We start from the raw sequence: 18,608 nt of genomic DNA, 5'->3' as shown, positions 1-18,608 counted from the left end.
CGACCACCTTCGTCACATGGGGGAACCTGTGAACGTGAAGAAGCCCGCCGCGCTGTTCGTCGCGGCCACCGCACTGATCGCCGGCGCCTCGGCCGCGGCCTCCGCCGCGGACCCGGCCGGCACCCGGGTGACCAGTCTCCAGCAGCAGGCCGAGCAGGTCCTGGCCGGCCACCCGAAGGCGCTGCACGTGTCCGCCGACGCGGTCCGCTACGACGGCCTGACCGTCACCGCCGCGCCCAAGGGCCGGGCCGCCGTGAAGGACCTGGACTGCGCGTACGGCCACCTCTGCATGCTCGTCAACGGCCAGAAGTTCGACTTCTACAAGTGCCAGACGTGGAATCTCAACAACTGGACCGGCAACGGTCCCTTCACCAACAACCAGACGCCCGGCACGGTCGCCAGGTTCTTCAACAAGGACGGCAGCGTCCGCTGGACGTCCACCGCCTACGAGGCCGGTACGGCCACGTGGGACCCGATCTGGTCCCTGCGCCCCTGCTGAGCCGGGCCCGCCTGACGGCGGTGGCCTCCGGCCCCTCCTGGGGGAGGGCCGGAGGCCACCGTCATGCGGTCACTGGTTCTTGAGCGCGTCGAGAAACGGTGCCCAGGCGCTCCGCTGGAAGAGGAGGACGGATCCCCCGGGGTTCTTGGAGTCGCGGACGGGGATGAAGGTGACGGGAGAGACCCCTACTTCGACGCAGTCACCGCCGTCGCCGTTGCTGTAGCTGCTCTTGCGCCAAGCTATGGTGCGCGGGTCAATCCATTTGCTCTGCTTCATGTTTGTAGGTCCTCGCTGCATGTTTCATCAAAGCCAGGGACGCCTGTGGTGACAGCGCGACGGCCCTCAGCAGGTCGTACTTACGACGGTACGTCGCCACCTCAGCCGGGTAGTCGATGAGCTGCCCCGTGTGATCGCCCTCTGTGTATACCAGCGGCGGGGCGTCGGCAAAGGTCATGATCTTGACCATGCCGTAGTCGAGCGGGCACCAGAAGGACGTTTCCGGGACCACTTGGATAACGCTCCGCGTGGAGCGGACGATGTCGAGGATGTGTTCCACCTGCTCAGCCATGACTGCCGGGGGAACCGGGGCCTGCCGGATGGCCGACTCTCGGACGATCCCCCAATAGGTGGGACGGTCCGGGCACTCCCACAACTCGCCACGCGCCAGTCGCCCATGGACGCGCTTCTCGACCTCCTCCGGAGACGCCTCCGGGTCGATGCATTCGATGCGACCGCGGAGGTACGCCCCGGTCTGAAGAAGACCCGGCAGGCCGATAGGCGCCCACTCTTCTACCGTTAGCGCCCGTTTCTCCATATCCGGGATGTCGGCGTAGTACCACGCGTGCCCGACCTGACGGGCCTTGGCGACGTCTTCACACCGCCGCTGGAAAAACCCGTCCGTTCCCAGCCTGTCGTCCACGTGCCGGGCGAGATCGACCGGCATCCGCCGCTCCCCCCGTTCGATCTGACTCAGGAACGAGATTCCCCGGAAGCTCCCCTCGGCCAGTTGCTCCAGCGTCAGGCCCGCGGACTCCCGCTTGAAGCGCAACTCCGCGCCGTAGAAGGAAGGGACGCTCGTCGAGGCGTCGGGGTCCTTGCGAGCAGGCACAACTCATCACCGCCGTTTACCAGTTACCGTGCGCAACCCGAACCCCTTTCACGGTACGCCGCCCCACGCCACTGTGTGAGTGCATCGTCACGCATCGCACACAGAAAGGCGTACGCCCGTGCCTCAACCCCACGTCCAGGAAGCCGAGGCCCACCTGGAGGCACTGCGCGACGCACTCGCCGCGCACGGCATCACACTTCCCTCGCTGGGGCTCGAAGCGCCCTCGCTCGCCGGGTCGTACACCGCCCCGCTCATCGCACTCGGGAACTGCAACCTGGACACCGCGCGGGCCCTGGCCGCCGCGCTGCGCGAGGGGGCGGCGGGGTGAGGTCCGCGCTGACGCTGGATCTGCTCGCGCTGCCCAAGGCCGTACCGGAGGTGCGGCGGGCGGTGCGCGAGTACCTCGGGCGGCCGTGCCCGGACGTGCAGCTGTGCGTGAGCGAGCTGCTGGCCAACGTGGTCCGGCACGTCGGCGAGGGCACCCCCGTGTCCGTACGGGTGCACGGCACGGGCAGCGGCCGGGTCCGGGTGGAGGTCACGGACCGGGAGCCGCACGCGTGGCTGGTGGTGCGGCACGCGGGCGAGGAGGAGGAGTCCGGGCGCGGACTCCTCCTCCTCGACTCCGTCGCGCTGCGCTGGGGCGTGCGGCAGGAGCCGTGCGGCAAGACCGTCTGGTGCGAGGTGCCCGTCGGCTGATTATGGAGCCGGCGGACCGGCGTTCGTAGACCGTCACCCGCCGCCCCCGCACCCGTTCGTCGGCGACGACCGTGAAGTGCGCGCGCAGGGCGGCGAGTTTCGCATCGTCCCGGGCCAGGGGCGCCGGGCCGGGCGGCAGGGACGCGTCGGTGACCAGCAGGACCCGGCGCTCGGCCAGGGTCAGGGCATGGATCGTGGCCGGATCCGCCTCCTCGCCGCCCAGCGTCCCGGACTCGGCGGGGCCGCGGACCAGCGCGATGTCCCGCAGACCGGCGAAGTCGCCTGGCGAGACCAGCGCGGTGTCCCGCCGGAACGCGGGCACGAAGAGCACCGCGTCCCCGTCCCGGTGCAACCTGCGCTGGAACTGGATGGCAGGGAGCAACGCCAGGGCCAGGCCGCCCACCAGTCCCGTCCGCGTTCCGCGCAGGCGGCACCCGACGACCGTCACGCAGGCCGCCGCGGCGGCCATGGCCAGCACGGACGGCAGTCTGAGAGTCGTGATGCCGGGCCCGAAGCAGCCGAAGAGGGCGTGCATCCACAGGTGGTAGAGCCCGTGCACGGCGTCCACGTGCTGGAGGGTGTGCCAGATCTCGCCGGTCGACCGCTGCGCCACGAGCCAGGTCGCGGCCTCGTCCCGCCCCACGCTGTGCCCGCGGGACAGGCCCCACAGGCCGAGCAGGACGGTCCACAGCACCGGGACGGTCCAGAGGGGCAGGCGCAGACGCGGCCGGGGACCGGCCGGGTGAGAGGGCATGGAAACGGCCGGTCCTCGCAGCGGTGATCATCCGGGTGGGCCGCACAGGGTACGTGCGGCACCGGCCCGGATGACCACCGACCGTAAAGAACCGGCCAAAGGCGGTGCTCAGGAGCACCTCAAGGGTGCGGTGCTCAGTGGAAGAAGTGGCGCGTGCCCGTGAAGTACATGGTCACGCCCGCCTTCTTCGCGGCCTCCACGACCTGCTCGTCGCGGATCGAACCGCCCGGCTGGACGATCGCCTTCACGCCTGCCGCGATCAGGATCTCGGGGCCGTCCGGGAAGGGGAAGAACGCGTCCGAGGCGGCGTAGGAGCCGCGCGCCCGCTCCTCGCCGGCCCGCTCGACCGCCAGCTTGCAGGAGTCGACGCGGTTGACCTGGCCCATGCCGACGCCGACCGAGGCGCCGTCCTTGGCGAGCAGGATGGCGTTGGACTTGACGGCCCGGCAGGCCTTCCAGGCGAAGGCGAGTTCGGCCAGCTCGTCGGCGGACAGGGCCTCGCCGCTGGCGAGCGTCCAGTGGGCCGGGTCGTCGCCGTCGGCCTGGAGGCGGTCGGTGACCTGGAGCAGCGCGCCGCCGTCGACCGGCTTGACCTCGGCCGGGTGGGAGGGCGCGCCCGGCGCCTTCAGGACCCGGATGTTCTTCTTCCTGGCGAGGGCCTCCAGCGCGCCGTCCTCGTAGTCGGGGGCGACGATGACCTCGGTGAAGATGTCCGCGACCTGCTCGGCCATCTCCTTGCTGACCGGCCGGTTCACGGCGATGACGCCGCCGTAGGCGGAGACCGGGTCGCAGGCGTGCGCCTTGCGGTGCGCCTCGGCGACGTCGGCGCCGACCGCGATGCCGCACGGGTTGGCGTGTTTGATGATCGCCACACAGGGCTCGTCGTGGTCGTACGCGGCACGGCGGGCGGCGTCCGTGTCCGTGTAGTTGTTGTACGACATCTCCTTGCCGTGCAGCTGCTCCGCCTCGGCGAGGCCGGTGCCGGTGCCGTCGACGTAGAGCGCGGCGGGCTGGTGCGGGTTCTCGCCGTAGCGCAGCGTGCTCTTGCGCTCCAGGGTGGCGCCGAGGAAGTCGGGGAAGGCCGAGTCGTCGACCGGCGCGTAGGAGGAGGCGAACCAGCCCGCCACCGCGATGTCGTACGACGCCGTGTGCTGGAAGGCCTCGGCGGCGAGCCGCTTGCGGGTGGCCAGGTCGAAGCCGCCGTCCTGCACCGCGGCGAGGACGTCGGCGTAGCGCTCGGGGCTGGTGACGACCGCGACCGAGGGGTGGTTCTTGGCGGCGGCGCGGACCATGGAGGGGCCGCCGATGTCGATCTGCTCCACGCACTCGTCGGGCGAGGCACCGGAGGCGACCGTCTCGCGGAACGGGTAGAGGTTCACGACGACCAGGTCGAAGGGCTCCACGCCCAGCTCGGCCAGCTGCCGCCGGTGGTCCTCCAGGCGCAGGTCGGCGAGGATGCCCGCGTGCACCTTGGGGTGCAGCGTCTTGACCCGGCCGTCCAGGCACTCGGGGAACCCGGTCAGCTCCTCGACCTTGGTGACGGGCACGCCGGCCGCGGCGATCTTCGCGGCGGTGGAGCCGGTGGAGACGAGTTCGACGCCCGCCTCGTGCAGCCCGCGCGCGAGCTGCTCCAGACCGGTCTTGTCGTAGACGCTGACGAGCGCGCGCCGGATGGGCCGCTTGTTGCTCTCGGCGGTCACTGGATAACTACCTTTCGTCCCTCGATGCGATAGCCGTGGCGGGCGAGCCGGCTCACGACCTCGACGAGCAGCCTTCGCTCGACTTCCTTGATGCGCTCGTGCAGCGCGCTCTCGTCGTCCTCGTCCCGGATCTCGACCACGCCCTGGGCGATGATCGGGCCGGTGTCGACGCCGTCGTCGACGAAGTGGACGGTGCAGCCGGTGACCTTCGCGCCGTACGCGAGCGCGTCCCGTACGCCGTGGGCCCCGGGGAAACTGGGCAGCAGGGCGGGGTGCGTGTTCACGAAACGCCCGCCGAACCGCGCGAGGAACTCCTTCCCCACGATCTTCATGAACCCGGCGGACACGACGAGGTCGGGCTCGTGGGCGGCGACGGCCTCGGCGAGCGCCGCGTCCCACTCCTCGCGGGTGGCGTGGTCCTTGACCTTCCGCACGAAGGTCGGCAGCCCGGCGCGTTCGGCGCGCGCCAGCCCCTCGATGCCGTCGCGGTCGGCGCCCACGGCGACGATCTCGGCGCCGTACGACTCGGCTCCGGCCTCGGCGATCGCGTCGAGGAGCGCCTGCAGATTGGTGCCGGATCCGGAGACCAGCACGACGAGGCGCTTGGCCACGGGCTTGGCGGCCACGGTGGGGCCCTTTCTCGGGGAAGCTGTTTTGTACGGTCGTACGAATGCTTCGCGCCCCCGGATACGGGGAAGCCTACGAAACGGCCGACCGCCAGCAACGATACCGGCACTCCCGGCGGCCCCCATGGGACGGGGGCGTGGCCGGAAGGTAGCGTCTGCACAGACCTGGTACGGGACCGCGCCGGGGACACCCGGGGAGAGCGGGGGAACGCACTCCGCGCTCCGGGCGTTCAAGGGGTGAGGGACCTGTCGGATCGCCCCCGGGCTGCTTGTCGGTTCGCCTGCCGGTTTCGTCTGCCGGCTCGTTTTTCGCACCGCTTGCGAACCGTCTCGCGGACCGGACGGCGGCCCCGGCGGACCCGCCCGACCAGTCGACCAGTCGTGACTCACCAAGGGGAAGACGCTCACTTGATGCCCGACCGCAGCCCGCGACTCCTCACGCTCCCTCCGCTGTCGGTGCAGGGAGGGGAGCGCGGCGCCGTGCTGCTGCGGGAGCGCCCCGCCTCACCGCCCGACGCGCCCGCGGGCGGTGACGGCGGCGGCGGGCGGGGCGGCTCCGCTCCCGACGACAACCCGTTCGCCCCGCCCGCCGAGGGCACGCCCGACCGTCCCTGGCAGCCCCGCCACCCCTCCGGGCAGGGCTCCTCCGGACAGGGCTCATCCGGGCAGGGCTCCGGGTCCTCCGGTCAAGGCGAGAGCCAGGGTTCCGGTGACGGACGTTCCCCCTGGGGCAGCCAGTGGAGCGACCGCCAGCCCGGACGCTCCCCCGGCGGTTTCGGCGAGCGGCCCGAGCGGCCCGGCGGCGGGCCCGGACAGCCCGGCGGCGGGCAGGGCAGGCCCGGCCCCGGCATGCGCTGGGACCCCACCGATCCCGCACAGCGCCGCGCCCGGTTCTCCCTGCTGTCCGGCATGTGGGCCTTCTTCTTCGTCCTGTTCGGCTGGGCGCCCGTCGCCCTGCTGCTCGGCGCGCTCGCCCTGTACTGGGGCATCAGCGCCCTGCGCACCAAGCCGCGCAGGCCCGGCCCGGACAACGCGGCGCCGGCCCCGGCGCCCGGGAGCAACCGGCCCCAGCTGACGGCGGCGATCAGCGGCCTGGTCACCGCGTCCCTGGCGCTCGCCCTGGTCGCGGCGGGCTTCGCCGCGCAGTTCGTCTACCGCGACTACTACTCCTGTGTGAACGACGCGCTCACCCACCAGGCCCAGCAGTCCTGCGACCGCCACCTGCCGAGCGAACTGCGGGGCATGCTGGGCACGGACGGCTGAGACGGGCGTCCTGCCGACGCTGCGTGCCCCGGGCCGCCCAGATCCCTCGGGTCCCACGCCCCCCGGGCCGCCCGGGCTCCTCGGGACACAGGTCCGCGGGTCACCCGGGTCACCCGGCCGGTTCGTCGGTGGGGGCGGGGGGCTTGCTGTCCCGCGCGAGGAGGGCGGTGGGCGCCGCGTCCGTCTCCACGGGGCCGTCCGCGCCGCCCACGGGGCCGTCCGCCTTGTTCCGAGGGCTGTCCGCCGTGTCCCGGCGGACGTCCGCGTTCCGCTGCCGGTGGCCCTCGGACACGCCGTCGCCGCCGGCCGACGTTCCGGGGTTCCGGCTGTTCCCGGTGTTCGGTGTGTTCCGGCTGTTCCCGGTGTTCCCGGTGTTCCCGCTGCCGGAGGGTCCGGGTCCCGTCGCGAGCCCTGGTTTCACGCGCCCTGGCGGCTCGGAGGCCGATCCCACCGGCTTTCCGCCCCCGTCCGGCCTCGCGGACCTCTGCGGTTCCGCTGGCCTCTCCGGCCTCGCGGATCCCTGCGCGTTCGCGGGTCCCTGCGGCTTCGCGGATCCTTGCGGCTTCGCGGGGGCCGTCTGCCAGGAGGGCGGGTCGAGGGACGGCGGGTCGAGGGGCAGGACGTCGTACGGTTCGAGGGCGGCGTCGTAGCGCGCGGGCAGCCGGCCGCCGGTGTCCGGGATCCGTACCGGCCGGGCAGCGCCCTTGCCGCTCCCCCCGCTCACGCCGTCCTTCCCGCGCCCGCCGGGGCGGGGCCGCCCGATCAGCCGCTGCCCGGCCTCCCCGGCCCCGCGGATCCGGCCGCCCAGGCAGCGCCAGACCCGTACGGCCAGCGCCGTCGGCACGGCCGCCGCCGAGGTCCACAGCAGGGTGGCGCCCATGACCTGCCAGCCCACCGGCCCGAAGTCGTCGAGGACGGCGTTCCCCAGCGGGCCGCCCGCCAGTTCGGCGAAGACCCCGAGCCCGATCGCGCACAGCAGGCACGCCAGGGCCGCCCCGCCCGCCGTCCGGCGCAAGGACCACGCCCGCACCCCGTCCCGCGAGTCCCCGGGGTTCCGGGGGCCTCCGCCGTCCCCGGCGTCCCGCGGGCCCCGGCCCTCCCGCGCCGCCGCGCCCGCGACGAACCAGCCGATGGACAGCCCGGCAGCCACCGGCACCGCTGCCGTCACCAGGTGCAGCGGGCTGCCCGGCCCCGCGTCCGGCACCGCCGCGAGCAGCGGGAACGGCGGCAGCAGCGGGGCCGGCGCGGAGACGAACGGGTCGACCGTGTGCCCGGCGCCGAGCACGAAGCCGGGGCCGAGCGTGTACGCCGCCGCCCACAGCACCGCGTTCGGCAGCAGCGCCAGACACAGCAGCAGCACGGCGAACCGTCCCGACCAGCCCTCCGTCAGCTTCAGGAAGGCGCCCTGGGCCGCTTGGCCGTGCCCGACCAGCGACACCCCGAGCACCAGCGCCCCGCCCCCGACGAACACCACCGCTCCCGCCCCGGCCGCACGGGCCGAGGCACCGAGCCGCGCCCGTGGTCCCGGCCCGAGCAGCAGACGCCGCACGCCGGGGGAGAGCGAGCCGAGCGCCCGGTCCAGCGGCGCGCGCGGGCAGCCGTACGCCGCCCAGACGCCGCTGGCCGCCGCCACCGCGACGACGAACGGCACCCACACCGCGGTCGAGAACCACCCCGGGTGCAGGGCCCCGCCCGCCGCGTAGACCGCGGCGCCGACGGCGACGGCGAGGTACCCGAGGAGGACACCGGCCCAGGCGGTGCGCGGGGGGACGAGCGGGCCGCCGTCAGCGCCGTCGGTCGCGTCCCGCGCGGCCCGGTGCACCAGCAGCACGGGCGCCACGGACAGCAGCAGCGGGGTCAGGCCGATCGGCGCGGGCACCGAGGTGAGGGTGTCGGTGCGGACCAGTTCGGCGCCGTGCGCCAGCAGCCACAGCGCGGCGGCGACGTGCAGCGCACCGCTCGGCCCGCTGTCGGGGTACGGCGAGCTGATCCACAGCACGATGTCGAGCACCGCGAACGAGCCGAGGCCGAGGCCCGCGGCGACCACACCGCCCAGGAAACCGGCGCCGAATCCGGGTGAGCGGTCCCGTACCCGGGTGCGCAGGCGGGGCAACGGCGGACGTCGAGGGGTCGTCTGGATCACGCCCGCCATGCTCCCAACGTCACACGCTTTCCCGGCGCAACAGGCGAACCTCCGAAGTGTCGCTCAATATACGTTTATGTGCCTATTCACACGGAGGGACGCACGGTGACGACCAGTCATGCGAACCCACTGTCCGTACGCCCGGCGGACCGACACCCCGGCCCGAGCACCACACTGACGCGCACTCAGATCGAACGGAAGACCGGCGCGAGCACGGCGGGGCCCCTGACACCCGCTCAGGCCTTCGACGCTCTTTACGCCTTCTGCGCACCGGCCCTCGTCCGTCAGGCCTACCTGCTCACCGGCCGCCGCGAGCGGGCCCGCGAAGCGGTGGAGCGGGCCTTCCAACTGGCCTGGCAGCGCTGGCCGGAAGTGGCCCACGACCGCGACCCGGCCGGCTGGGTCAGGGCCACGGCGTACGACTGCGCGCTCTCCCCGTGGCACCGCTGCCTGCCGCGCAACCGCGTCCCCGACCCGCCCCCGGACCCGGCCGACCGCGCGCTCCAGCACTCCCTGCTGCGGCTCCCGCCCTCGTACCGCCGCACCCTGGTCCTCTACGACGGTGTCGGCCTCGACCTGCCGGAGACCGCGGCGGAGACCGAGGCGAGCACCCCGGCGGCGGCGAACCGGCTGATGCACGCGCGCGAGGCCGTCGCCGCGTGCCTGCCGGAACTCGCGGACCCGGCGGAACTGCACCGGCGCCTGGTCCGGCTCGGCTCGGCCTGGCACCTGGCCGGCGATGCGACGCGCACGGCGATGGGAGCGGGGGCGGCGGTGGCCGCGGGGGCCGGTGTCGTGGTGGGGCCGGGGGCCGGAGCCGTGACGGGTGCCGGGGCGGGGGCCGGTCGCGGGGCCGGCGCCGGTGGCGCGGTGGGGGCGGGGGCCGCGGTGACCTCCGCCGGGGCCGTGGTGCGGGCGGCGGAGGCGGCCGCCGGGTCGGTGCCGCGTCCGGCGGCGCCCGCAGCGCCCGCCGCTGTGCGGAGCGCCGGGGAGCGCAGCACCCGCTTCTGGACGCGTTCCGCCATCGCGTTCACGGTCACCATCATCGGCGCCACCGCGCTCACCCTGCAGACGGCGCCCACGCGCTATTTCGCGCCGGTCTCCCCCGGCCACGCGATCCAGGGCCTGCCGGTGCCGGGCCTGCTCGGCCCCCTGTCGCAGCAGGAGCAGAAGCTGCGCGCCGAACTGAAGAAGGAGGTGACGTCAGGACCGGAGCGACTGGCACCGGAAACCCGGTAGGCAGGCCACGGTCCGGCCGGGGCTCACGGTTGCCGGGACTGGCGGTACGGCCAGGGCTCGCGGTCAGGGTTCGCCGGGCGGGAGGCACGGCGGGCTCATCGGCCGTGAGGCGCGGCGGGGACTCGTCGCCCGGGGCTCACAGTCGGGGCCCAGCGGCCGCAGGGCACGGCCGGGGCTCGCGGTCAGGGTTCGCCGGGCGGGAGGCACGGCCGGGCCCGGCGACCGGAAGGCGCGGCGGGGGCTCGTCGGCCGGGGCTCGCGGTCCGGACACGGCGGTGGGCCCGCACCCGGCATGTCGCCGGGGACGGGCCCACCGATGTCCGCCGTTCCGCTGCGCGGAACCGGGCTCAGGCGCTGAGGATGGCGCGGGCCAGCTTGGCCGTCTCGGTCGGGGTCTTGCCGACCTTGACGCCCGCGGCCTCCAGGGCCTCCTTCTTCGCCTGGGCGGTGCCGGACGAACCGGAGACGATGGCGCCGGCGTGGCCCATGGTCTTGCCCTCGGGCGCGGTGAAGCCGGCGACGTAGCCGACGACCGGCTTGGTCACGTTGGCCTTGATGAAGTCGGCCGCGCGCTCCTCGGCGTCGCCGCCGATCTCGCCGATCATGACGATCAGGTCGGTCTCGGGGTCGGCCTCGAACGCGGCGAGCGCGTCGATGTGCGTGGTGCCGATGATCGGGTCGCCACCGATGCCGACGGCCGTCGAGAAGCCGATGTCACGCAGCTCGTACATCATCTGGTACGTCAGCGTGCCGGACTTCGAGACCAGGCCGATACGGCCCGGCTTGGTGATGTCGCCCGGGATGATGCCGACGTTCGACTGGCCCGGCGTGATGATGCCGGGGCAGTTCGGGCCGATGATGCGGGTCTTGTTGCCCTTCTTGCCGGCGTACGCCCAGAAGGCGGCCGAGTCGTGCACGGCGATGCCCTCGGTGATCACGACGGCCAGCGGGATCTCGGCGTCGATGGCCTCGACGACCGCGTCCTTGGTGAACTTCTCCGGCACGAAGATGACGGAGACGTCGGCGCCGGTCTTCTCGATGGCCTCCTTGACGGTGCCGAAGACCGGTACCTCGGTGCCGTCGAAGTCCACGGTCTGACCCGCCTTGCGCGGGTTCACGCCACCGACGACGTTGGTGCCGTCACCGAGCATGAGCTTGGTGTGCTTCATGCCGGTGGAGCCGGTCATGCCCTGGACGATGACCTTGCTGTCCTTGTTGAGCCAGATAGCCATGGTGTGTTGGTGTCCTCGTCCTGAGTGATTACTTGGCGGCGTGGGCCAGCTCGGCGGCCTTGTCGGCCGCGCCGTCCATGGTGTCGACGCGCTGCACCAGCGGGTGGTTCGCGTCGGTGAGGATCTTGCGGCCCAGCTCGGCGTTGTTGCCGTCGAGGCGGACGACCAGCGGCTTGCTGACCTGCTCGCCGCGGTCCTCCAGGAGCTTCAGGGCCTGGACGATGCCGTTGGCGACCTCGTCGCAGGCGGTGATGCCACCGAAGACGTTGACGAAGACGGACTTGACGTCCGGGTCGCCCAGGATGATCTCCAGGCCGTTCGCCATGACCTGGGCGGAGGCGCCGCCGCCGATGTCCAGGAAGTTGGCGGGCTTGACGTTGCCGTGCTTCTCACCGGCGTACGCCACGACGTCCAGGGTGCTCATGACGAGACCCGCGCCGTTGCCGATGATGCCGACCTCGCCGTCGAGCTTGACGTAGTTGAGGTTCTTCTCCTTGGCGGCGGCCTCGAGCGGGTTGGCCGCGGCCTTGTCGTGGAGGGCCTCGAAGTCGGGGTGACGGAACTCGGCGTTGTCGTCGAGCGACACCTTGCCGTCCAGGGCGATGACCTCACCGGAGGCGACCTTGGCCAGCGGGTTGACCTCGACCAGGAGGGCGTCCTCCTTGATGAAGGTGTCCCAGAGCTTGACCAGGACGTTCGCGACCTTGTCGGCGACCTCGGCCGGGAACTTCGCGGCCTCGACGATCTCGCGGGCCTTCTCCGGCGTCACACCGTCGATGGCGTCGATCGGGGTCTTGGCGACGGCCTCGGGGCGGGTCGCGGCGACCTCCTCGATCTCCATGCCGCCCTCGACGGAGGCGATGGAGAGGAAGGTGCGGTTCGCACGGTCGAGGAGGAAGGAGACGTAGTACTCCTCGACGATCTCGGGGGCCGTCTCGGCGATCATGACCTTGTGGACCGTGTGGCCCTTGATGTCCATGCCGAGGATGTCCGTCGAGCGGGCGACGGCCTCCTCCGGGGTGGCGGCGAGCTTCACGCCGCCGGCCTTGCCGCGACCACCGACCTTCACCTGCGCCTTGACGACGGACTTGCCGCCCAGACGCTCGGTGATCTCGCGCGCCGCCTCAGGCGTGTCGATGACTTCACCGGCCAGCACCGGTACATCGTGCTTGGCGAAGAGGTCCCTCGCCTGGTACTCGAACAGGTCCACGCGCTTCCGTCCCTATCAGTGATCTCGCGGTTCGTTGGATGCGTGGGCGTGCCGCGAAGGGCAACGTGACGTCCGCTTGTCACAAGGGAGGCGCACACGGTGTCCGAGCGCGCGGCATGTCCATCTCGCAGGTTATCGCCGCTTGCGGGGGCGCCATAAATCGAGGGTCACACCTGAGCGGTGATACCTGTCACATGATGCCGCCTTCACTGGCACCGCGTGCCGCGTGTGAGGCCGCGGCGGCCCTGCGGCGAGGCTTCCGTCGGGATCTCACCGGGCTGGGGTTGACCCGGTGAGACCCCAGGAAGAGCCCCTGGGGGGCTCGGGCGGCTGATCCCCACCCCAATGGGGACCAGCCGGCCCTTCCGCGGGTTGCCGGGCGGACGTCCGGAGAAACCGACGGTTTTCGGCCGACCGGGCCCACCGGTCCCACGGGGTCGCGAGGTCTCGCGGGCCGCCGCGGACGGCTCCGGGCCCGGGGCACGGGCCGGCGAGGCACTGATCCTTGCACGCACCGCCCGTCCTCGCGCAAGCCCCTGTTACCGATGGGTAGGAGATGCGCGGCCGGCTCTCCGCGCCCCCGGCCCGTTGCTCCTCACGCGGTCTCCGGGACCGGCAGCGGTCGCTTCTCGATCGCCGCCGCCATCACGTCGGGGAACAGGTCCGGGGTGCAGGCGAACGCCGGGGCGCCGAGCGCCGCCAGCGCCGCGGCGTGCTCCCTGTCGTACGCCGGCGCCCCCTCGTCGGAGAGCGCGAGCAGCGTCACGAACTGCACCCCCGACGCCTGCATCGCCGCCACCCGCTTCAGCATCTCGTTGCGTATGCCTCCCTCGTACAGGTCGCTGATCAGCACGACCACCGTCTCGGCTGGCCGGGTGATCTGCGACTGGCAGTACGCCAGCGCCCGGTTGATGTCCGTGCCGCCGCCGAGCTGGGTGCCGAAGAGCACGTCCACCGGGTCGTCGAGCTGGTCGGTCAGGTCGACGACCGCCGTGTCGAACACCACCAGCCGCGTGCTGATCGAGCGCATGGACGCCAGCACCGCCCCGAACACCGACGCGTACACCACCGAGGCCGCCATCGACCCCGACTGGTCGATGCAGAGGACGACCTCCTTCTTCACGGACTGCGACGCACGCCCGTACCCGATGAGCCGTTCCGGCACGATCGTGCGGTACTCGGGCAGGTAGTGCTTGAGGTTGGCCGCGATCGTGCGGTTCCAGTCGATGTCGTGGTGGCGCGGCCGGCTGATGCGGGCGCTGCGGTCGAGGGCGCCGGTGAGGGTGGCCCGGGTACGCGTGGCGAGCCGCTTCTCCAGGTCCTCCACGACCCTGCGCACCACGGCCCGTGCCGTCTCCTTCGTCGTCTCCGGCATCGCCTTGTTGAGCGAGAGCAGCGTGCCGACGAGGTGGACGTCCGCTTCCACCGCCTCCAGCATCTCCGGTTCCAGCAGCAGCGTGGACAGCCCGAGCCGGTCGATGGCGTCCCGCTGCATCACCTGGACGACGGAGGCCGGGAAGTACGTCCGGATGTCTCCGAGCCAGCGCGCCACGGAGGGCGCCGAGGCCCCGAGCCCGGCGGAACGCTCCCGCCCGGCGCGGCCCGTCCGCGGCTTGTCTCCCTTGCCGTAGAGCGCGGCCAGCGCCCCGTCCATCGCCGCGTCCCGTCCGGAGAGGGCGCATCCGGTGCCGTCGGCCGTGTCCCCGCCGAGCACGAGCCGCCAGCGCCGCAACCGCTCCCGGTCCGCGTCCGCCCCGCCCGCGCCGCACCCCTCCGCCACGGTCATACCCCCCACCCCGTCACGCCTTGCCCGCATCGGCCTACCGCCATCCCGTCACGCCCCACCGGCATCGTCATGCCGCCACCCCCTTCACGCCCTACCGGCATCGTCACGCCGCCACCCCTGCCATGGCTCTCCAGCACCGTCACACCGCCACCCCGTCGTACCGCTCTGGTATCGCCCTCACCGCCGCCCCCGCGAACCGGTCGCCGCTCTTCCCACCGGCACCGGCCCCGGAGGCCACACCCGCACCGATGTCCGGGCCGGTCCCGGTCTCCCGGCCGGCCCTGGCGTCCGGACCGGGCGCGGCGCCCGAGGAGGAGCCGGCGCTTCGGCCGGGCTCGGGATGCCGGGCGGGCTCGGTGTCACGGCCGGGGATGGCGTGCGGGCCGGGCTCGGTGTCCGGACCTGGCGCGGTGCCCGAGGAGGAGCCGGTCCTTCGGCCGGGCCCGGAGTGCGGGCGCGGCCCGGCGGCCCGGCCGGGCTCGGTGCCACGGCCGGGGATGGGGTGCGGGCCGAGCCCGGTGTCCCGGCCGGGCTCGGTGCCACGGCCGGGGATGGGGTGCGGGCCGAGCCCGGTGTCCCGGCCGGGGCCGGGGCTGTCCAGTCCCAGGAGCAGCCGCACGACCGGCTGCACCGCGGCGGCCCGTTCCTGGTCGAGGCCGGCCGCGAAACCGGGGGCACCGGCCGCCGCCGTCCCGGCCGAGCGGTCGTCCTGGCCCGGACCGCGCCGGACCAGTTCCCCGAGCGTCCGGCGCACCCCGGGCTCGTACGCCGAGAAGGTGCGCCGCAGCAGCGGCAGCACGTCGGTGAACGCGTCCGCCGGCACACCGGACAGCCAGGCGTCGACCAGCCCGAGCAGCCGTTCGTCGTGCACCAGCAGCATCCCGCCCCCGCCGCCGACGAAGCCCTCGATCCAGGCGGCCGCGTCCGGCGGCGGCGTGCCCGGGGAGAGCGCGAGCCCCATGAGCCGCGCCGCCCGCTCCTGCGCGACGGCGCCGTCGTCGAGCAGCAGTCGCACCGCCCGCCCCCGGACGATCCCGGCCACGCTGTCCCGGCCCGACAGGACTCCGAGCACCCCGTGCCAGCGGGCCCGCAGGTCGCCGCGGCCCGCCCCGAGGGTGTCACCGAGCAGACCCACGGCCGTGTGGACCGCGTCCATGTGACGCCGCATCTCCTCGGCGGCGTCCGCGTCCAGGGCGGCGCAGGCCGGGGGCAGGCCGACGAAGACCCGCTCGGCAAGACCCGCGGCCACCTCCGCCAGGGCCTGCGTGTCCGTGCCGCGCACGTCGCCGTAGCGCAGGGAGCGGACCAGGGCCGGCAGGGCCTGGGCGAGGTGCCCGACGTCGGTGTCGAGCGCCGCCCGGTCGGCGAGCACGCGCATCACCACCGGCAGCGCGTCCGACAGCCCGGCCAGCAGGCAGCGCTCGGCGAGCGCCGTCACCTCGGCGAGGACGTCCGTGCCGGCCGCGTCCGCCTCGGCCCTGGCGGTGGCGGCGGCGGACACGGTCGTGCCCCACACCCCGGCCTCGGCGACCCGCACCGACAGCTCCGGCTCCCAGCGCAGCCGCCAGGTCTCCCGGAACGTGCCGGTGCTCCCCCGGGAGGCCGCGGGCTCGCCCCAGCCGACACCCAGCAGCCGCAGCCGGTGCAGCAGCCTGCTGCGCGCGGCGTCGGTCTCCTTGCGCAGGTCCAGTTCCACCTCCCGCTCCAGTGCCTCGGGTTTGAGGCGCAGCCTGCGCTGGAGGCGGGACAGGTCCCGCTGCAACGGCACCGCGGGCGCCGCTTCCGGTACCTCACCGAGGACGTCCCCGACCACCAGCCGGTCGTGCACCAGGGCCAGCGGCACGTCCGAGCCGTCGCCCATCACCGCCCGCACGGCATCGGTGGTCTCGCTCAGCCCGGGGAGCGGGCGGCCCCGCATCGCCGCGAGCGTCTCGGCCAGCCGTACCGCCTCGATGACGTGGGCGGAGGACACGATCCGGTCCTCCTCGCGCAGCAGCCCCGCCACCTTCGTCAGCCACCGCTCGACCGGGCGGTCCGGCACGCCGAACAGATGGGCGTACCAGCCCGGCGCGTCGACGCCCGCTCCGTATCCGCTGAACCGGGAGAGCCTGCGGTGCGTCCACGGCACCCACGTCATGTCCGTCTTGACCTTGGGAAGACCCTTCAGCAGCGCCCGGTCCGCGGTCACGGTGGTCCTCCGCCGCAGCGCGGGCACGTGCCAGGCACCGCACACCACGGCCACGGTGCCGTCGAACTCCCGCTGCGCCGCCCGTACCTGGAGCCGCATGTGGGCCTCGCGCACGAGATCGCGGTCGCTGCCGCCGTAGGTCTCGCGCAGCGCCCCCATGGCCTCCTCCAGCACCAGGAAGGGGGCGAACGCGTCCTTCCGTCCCGCGCCGCGGTGCTCGACGACGTCCTCCCACCAGCGCTCCGGGTCGTCGTACCCGGCGGTGTCCGCCAGCACGGCGAGCGGGTCGATCCGCACCTCGGCGCCGGCCGGCCGCCCCGAGGGCTCCGCGGTCCCCTCCTCCGCGGAGCCCTCCCCGCCCGTGCGCTCCCCGCCGTCCTCGGGCGTCCCGCCGTCCTCGGGCGTCCCGGTGGTGCCGCTCTCCCAGGCGAGCGTGTGCGTGGCCGGGAGGTCGATGAAGCGGGCCGGGACGCCGTGCTCCAGGGCCCAGCGGAGGGCGGTCCACTCCGGGGAGAACCCGGCCATCGGCCAGAACGCGCAGCGGCCGGGCTCGTCCACGGCGTGGGCGAGCAGGGCGACCGGCGGCCGCATGCCGTCGTCCGCGGCGAGCGGGACGAGCGCGTCGGCCTCCGGAGGGCCCTCGATCAGCACCACCGACGGCCGGGCCGCCTCCAGCGCCGCCCGCACCGCCCGCGCGGAACCCGGCCCGTGATGCCGCACCCCGAGCAGCAGCGGCCCCGCGCCGGATCCGCGGCTGCCCTTCCCCTCGTCGCGCTCAGCGCCCGGCACGCCGTCCCCCCACTGTCCGTCGTCCGCCCCGGCTGCCCGTCCAGCTGGGCTCGTCGTCGTCGCGGGCCCGCACCGGGCCGCCCGTCACCGGTCCCGTCCCCCGCACGCCCGTCACCGCTCCCCTTCCGCTCACGTCCGTCACCGGTCCCGTCCCGCTCACGCCGCCGCTCACGCGCTCACCTCCCGGCAGGCCCGGTAGAAGTCCTTCCAGCCGTCGCGCTCGCGGACCACGGTCTCCAGGTACTCCTGCCAGATGACGCGGTCGGCCGCCGGGTCGCGGACGACGGCGCCGAGGATGCCCGCCGCGACATCACCGGCCCGCAGCACCCCGTCGCCGAAGTGCGCGGCCAGCGCGAGCCCGTTGGTGACGACGGAGATCGCCTCGGCCGTCGACAGCGTGCCGCTGGGTGACTTCAGCTTCGTCCGGCCGTCCGTGGTGACGCCGTCGCGCAGTTCGCGGAAGACGGTCACGACCCGGCGGATCTCGTCGACGCCGTCCGGCACGGACGGCAGGTCGAGGGAGCGGCCGATCTGGTCGACGCGCCGGGAGACGATGTCCACCTCGGCCTCGGGAGTCTCCGGCAGCGGCAGCACCACCGTGTTGAACCGCCGGCGCAGGGCGCTGGACAGGTCGTTGACCCCGCGGTCGCGGTCGTTGGCCGTGGCGATCAGGTTGAACCCGCGGACCGCCTGCACCTCCTGGCCCAGCTCCGGTATCGGCAGGGTCTTCTCCGACAGGATCGTGATCAGGGTGTCCTGGACGTCGGCCGGGATACGGGTCAGCTCCTCGACGCGGGCGGTCATCCCCTCGGCCATCGCCCGCATGACGGGGCTGGGCACCAGGGCGTCCCGGCTCGGGCCGTGCGCCAGCAGCCGGGCGTAGTTCCAGCCGTAGCGGATCGCCTCCTCCGGGGTGCCCGCGGTGCCCTGCACCAGCAGCGTGGAGTCGCCGCTGACCGCGGCGGCCAGGTGCTCCGACACCCAGGTCTTGGCGGTGCCGGGCACGCCGAGCAGGAGCAGGGCGCGGTCGGTGGCGAGGGTGGTGACGGCGACCTCGACGATGCGGCGCGGGCCGACGTACTTCGGTGTGATCACCGTGCCGTCCGGCAGGGTCCCGCCGAGGAGGTAGGTGGCCACGGCCCACGGCGACAGCTTCCACCGCGCCGGGCGCGGACGGTCGTCCTGCGCCGCCAGGGCGGCCAGTTCGTCGGCGAAGGCGTCCTCGGCGTGCGGCCGCAGCGCCTGCTCGCCGCCCGTTTTCGCGGGCGCGGAGTCGGTGCGGATCGGTTCCGCGGACGTGGGTTCTACGGTCACAGACATGGCTGAGGCCCCCTCCAGCTCGGCCGGTTCGGATCTGTCACCAACCGTGCACCAC

At 73.6% G+C, this 18,608-nt stretch carries 15 protein-coding genes; 5 read left to right on the top strand and 10 right to left on the bottom strand.

All coding sequences use genetic code 11. The features are described 5' to 3' along the window. Positions 1-16: 16 nt before the first annotated feature. Complete coding sequence (locus tag IG64_RS27200) at positions 17-499, top strand: hypothetical protein (protein WP_234438626.1); 483 nt, start codon at positions 17-19, stop codon at positions 497-499. 69 nt (positions 500-568) lie between these two features. Here IG64_RS27200 and IG64_RS39350 read toward each other — a convergent pair whose 3' ends face one another. Both IG64_RS39350 and IG64_RS27195 read right to left on the bottom strand, forming a co-directional pair. Further along, on the bottom strand, positions 569-775 hold the full coding sequence (locus tag IG64_RS39350; RefSeq protein WP_078884246.1) for a DUF397 domain-containing protein: 207 nt from the start codon (positions 773-775) through the stop codon (positions 569-571). Next, entirely contained in the window at positions 753-1,607 is an 855-nt protein-coding gene (locus IG64_RS27195; RefSeq protein ID WP_037860968.1) for a helix-turn-helix domain-containing protein, read from the bottom strand. The genes IG64_RS39350 and IG64_RS27195 overlap by 23 nt, the downstream gene beginning before the upstream one ends. Positions 1,608-1,725: 118 nt before the next feature. On the opposite strand from IG64_RS27195, the gene IG64_RS27190 reads away from it, so the two are divergent. Together IG64_RS27190 and IG64_RS27185 are read left to right on the top strand one after the other, a co-directional pair. After that, complete coding sequence (locus tag IG64_RS27190; RefSeq protein ID WP_037860966.1) at positions 1,726-1,935, top strand: hypothetical protein; 210 nt, start codon at positions 1,726-1,728, stop codon at positions 1,933-1,935. Beyond that, positions 1,932-2,303, top strand: a complete 372-nt coding sequence (locus IG64_RS27185) for an ATP-binding protein (protein ID WP_037860963.1) — start codon at positions 1,932-1,934, stop codon at positions 2,301-2,303. Before IG64_RS27190 ends, IG64_RS27185 begins: the two co-directional genes overlap by 4 nt. Positions 2,304-3,191: 888 nt before the next feature. On the opposite strand, the gene purH is transcribed toward IG64_RS27185, so the two are convergent. Both purH and purN read right to left on the bottom strand, forming a co-directional pair. Beyond that, positions 3,192-4,757 carry a bifunctional phosphoribosylaminoimidazolecarboxamide formyltransferase/IMP cyclohydrolase gene (gene purH / locus IG64_RS27180; RefSeq protein ID WP_037860962.1) on the bottom strand — a complete coding sequence of 522 codons (1,566 nt, stop codon included), beginning with the start codon at positions 4,755-4,757 and terminating at the stop codon, positions 3,192-3,194. Continuing rightward, positions 4,754-5,383, bottom strand: a complete 630-nt coding sequence (gene purN / locus IG64_RS27175; protein WP_037860961.1) for a phosphoribosylglycinamide formyltransferase — start codon at positions 5,381-5,383, stop codon at positions 4,754-4,756. Before purN ends, purH begins: the two co-directional genes overlap by 4 nt. Positions 5,384-5,794: 411 nt before the next feature. Here purN and IG64_RS27170 point away from each other — a divergent pair, with 411 nt between their 5' ends. Then, entirely contained in the window at positions 5,795-6,646 is an 852-nt protein-coding gene (locus tag IG64_RS27170) for a hypothetical protein (RefSeq protein ID WP_037860959.1), read from the top strand. A 109-nt stretch (positions 6,647-6,755) separates the two neighbouring features. On the opposite strand, the gene IG64_RS27165 is transcribed toward IG64_RS27170, so the two are convergent. Continuing rightward, positions 6,756-8,798: a DUF6350 family protein gene (locus IG64_RS27165; protein WP_234438625.1), complete on the bottom strand. Its 2,043-nt coding sequence runs from the start codon at positions 8,796-8,798 to the stop codon at positions 6,756-6,758. Between the two features lie 96 nt (positions 8,799-8,894). Here IG64_RS27165 and IG64_RS37700 point away from each other — a divergent pair, with 96 nt between their 5' ends. Continuing rightward, the gene (locus IG64_RS37700) at positions 8,895-10,028 is read left to right on the top strand and encodes an RNA polymerase sigma factor (protein ID WP_420709994.1); all 1,134 of its coding nucleotides are present in this window, start codon (positions 8,895-8,897) and stop codon (positions 10,026-10,028) included. Between the two features lie 347 nt (positions 10,029-10,375). On the opposite strand, the gene sucD is transcribed toward IG64_RS37700, so the two are convergent. The 5 genes from sucD to IG64_RS27135 all read right to left on the bottom strand — a co-directional run bounded on the left by sucD (position 10,376) and on the right by IG64_RS27135 (position 18,553). Continuing rightward, the gene (gene sucD, locus IG64_RS27155) at positions 10,376-11,260 is read right to left on the bottom strand and encodes a succinate--CoA ligase subunit alpha (RefSeq protein WP_037860958.1); all 885 of its coding nucleotides are present in this window, start codon (positions 11,258-11,260) and stop codon (positions 10,376-10,378) included. A 28-nt stretch (positions 11,261-11,288) separates the two neighbouring features. Further along, on the bottom strand, positions 11,289-12,470 hold the full coding sequence (gene sucC, locus IG64_RS27150) for an ADP-forming succinate--CoA ligase subunit beta (RefSeq protein ID WP_037860956.1): 1,182 nt from the start codon (positions 12,468-12,470) through the stop codon (positions 11,289-11,291). 595 nt (positions 12,471-13,065) lie between these two features. Beyond that, positions 13,066-14,256, bottom strand: coding sequence for a VWA domain-containing protein (locus IG64_RS27145; protein ID WP_037860954.1), 1,191 nt, complete (start codon positions 14,254-14,256; stop codon positions 13,066-13,068). Between the two features lie 139 nt (positions 14,257-14,395). Then, positions 14,396-17,233, bottom strand: a complete 2,838-nt coding sequence (locus IG64_RS27140; RefSeq protein ID WP_234438624.1) for a DUF5682 family protein — start codon at positions 17,231-17,233, stop codon at positions 14,396-14,398. 168 nt (positions 17,234-17,401) lie between these two features. Then, on the bottom strand, positions 17,402-18,553 hold the full coding sequence (locus IG64_RS27135; protein WP_037860952.1) for an ATP-binding protein: 1,152 nt from the start codon (positions 18,551-18,553) through the stop codon (positions 17,402-17,404). Positions 18,554-18,608 lie beyond the last annotated feature (55 nt).

Origin of the sequence: Streptomyces sp. NRRL S-340 (assembly GCF_000720185.1) — a bacterium.
GTDB lineage: Bacteria > Actinomycetota > Actinomycetes > Streptomycetales > Streptomycetaceae > Streptomyces.
This window is presented reverse-complemented; position numbering and strand designations above follow the sequence as displayed.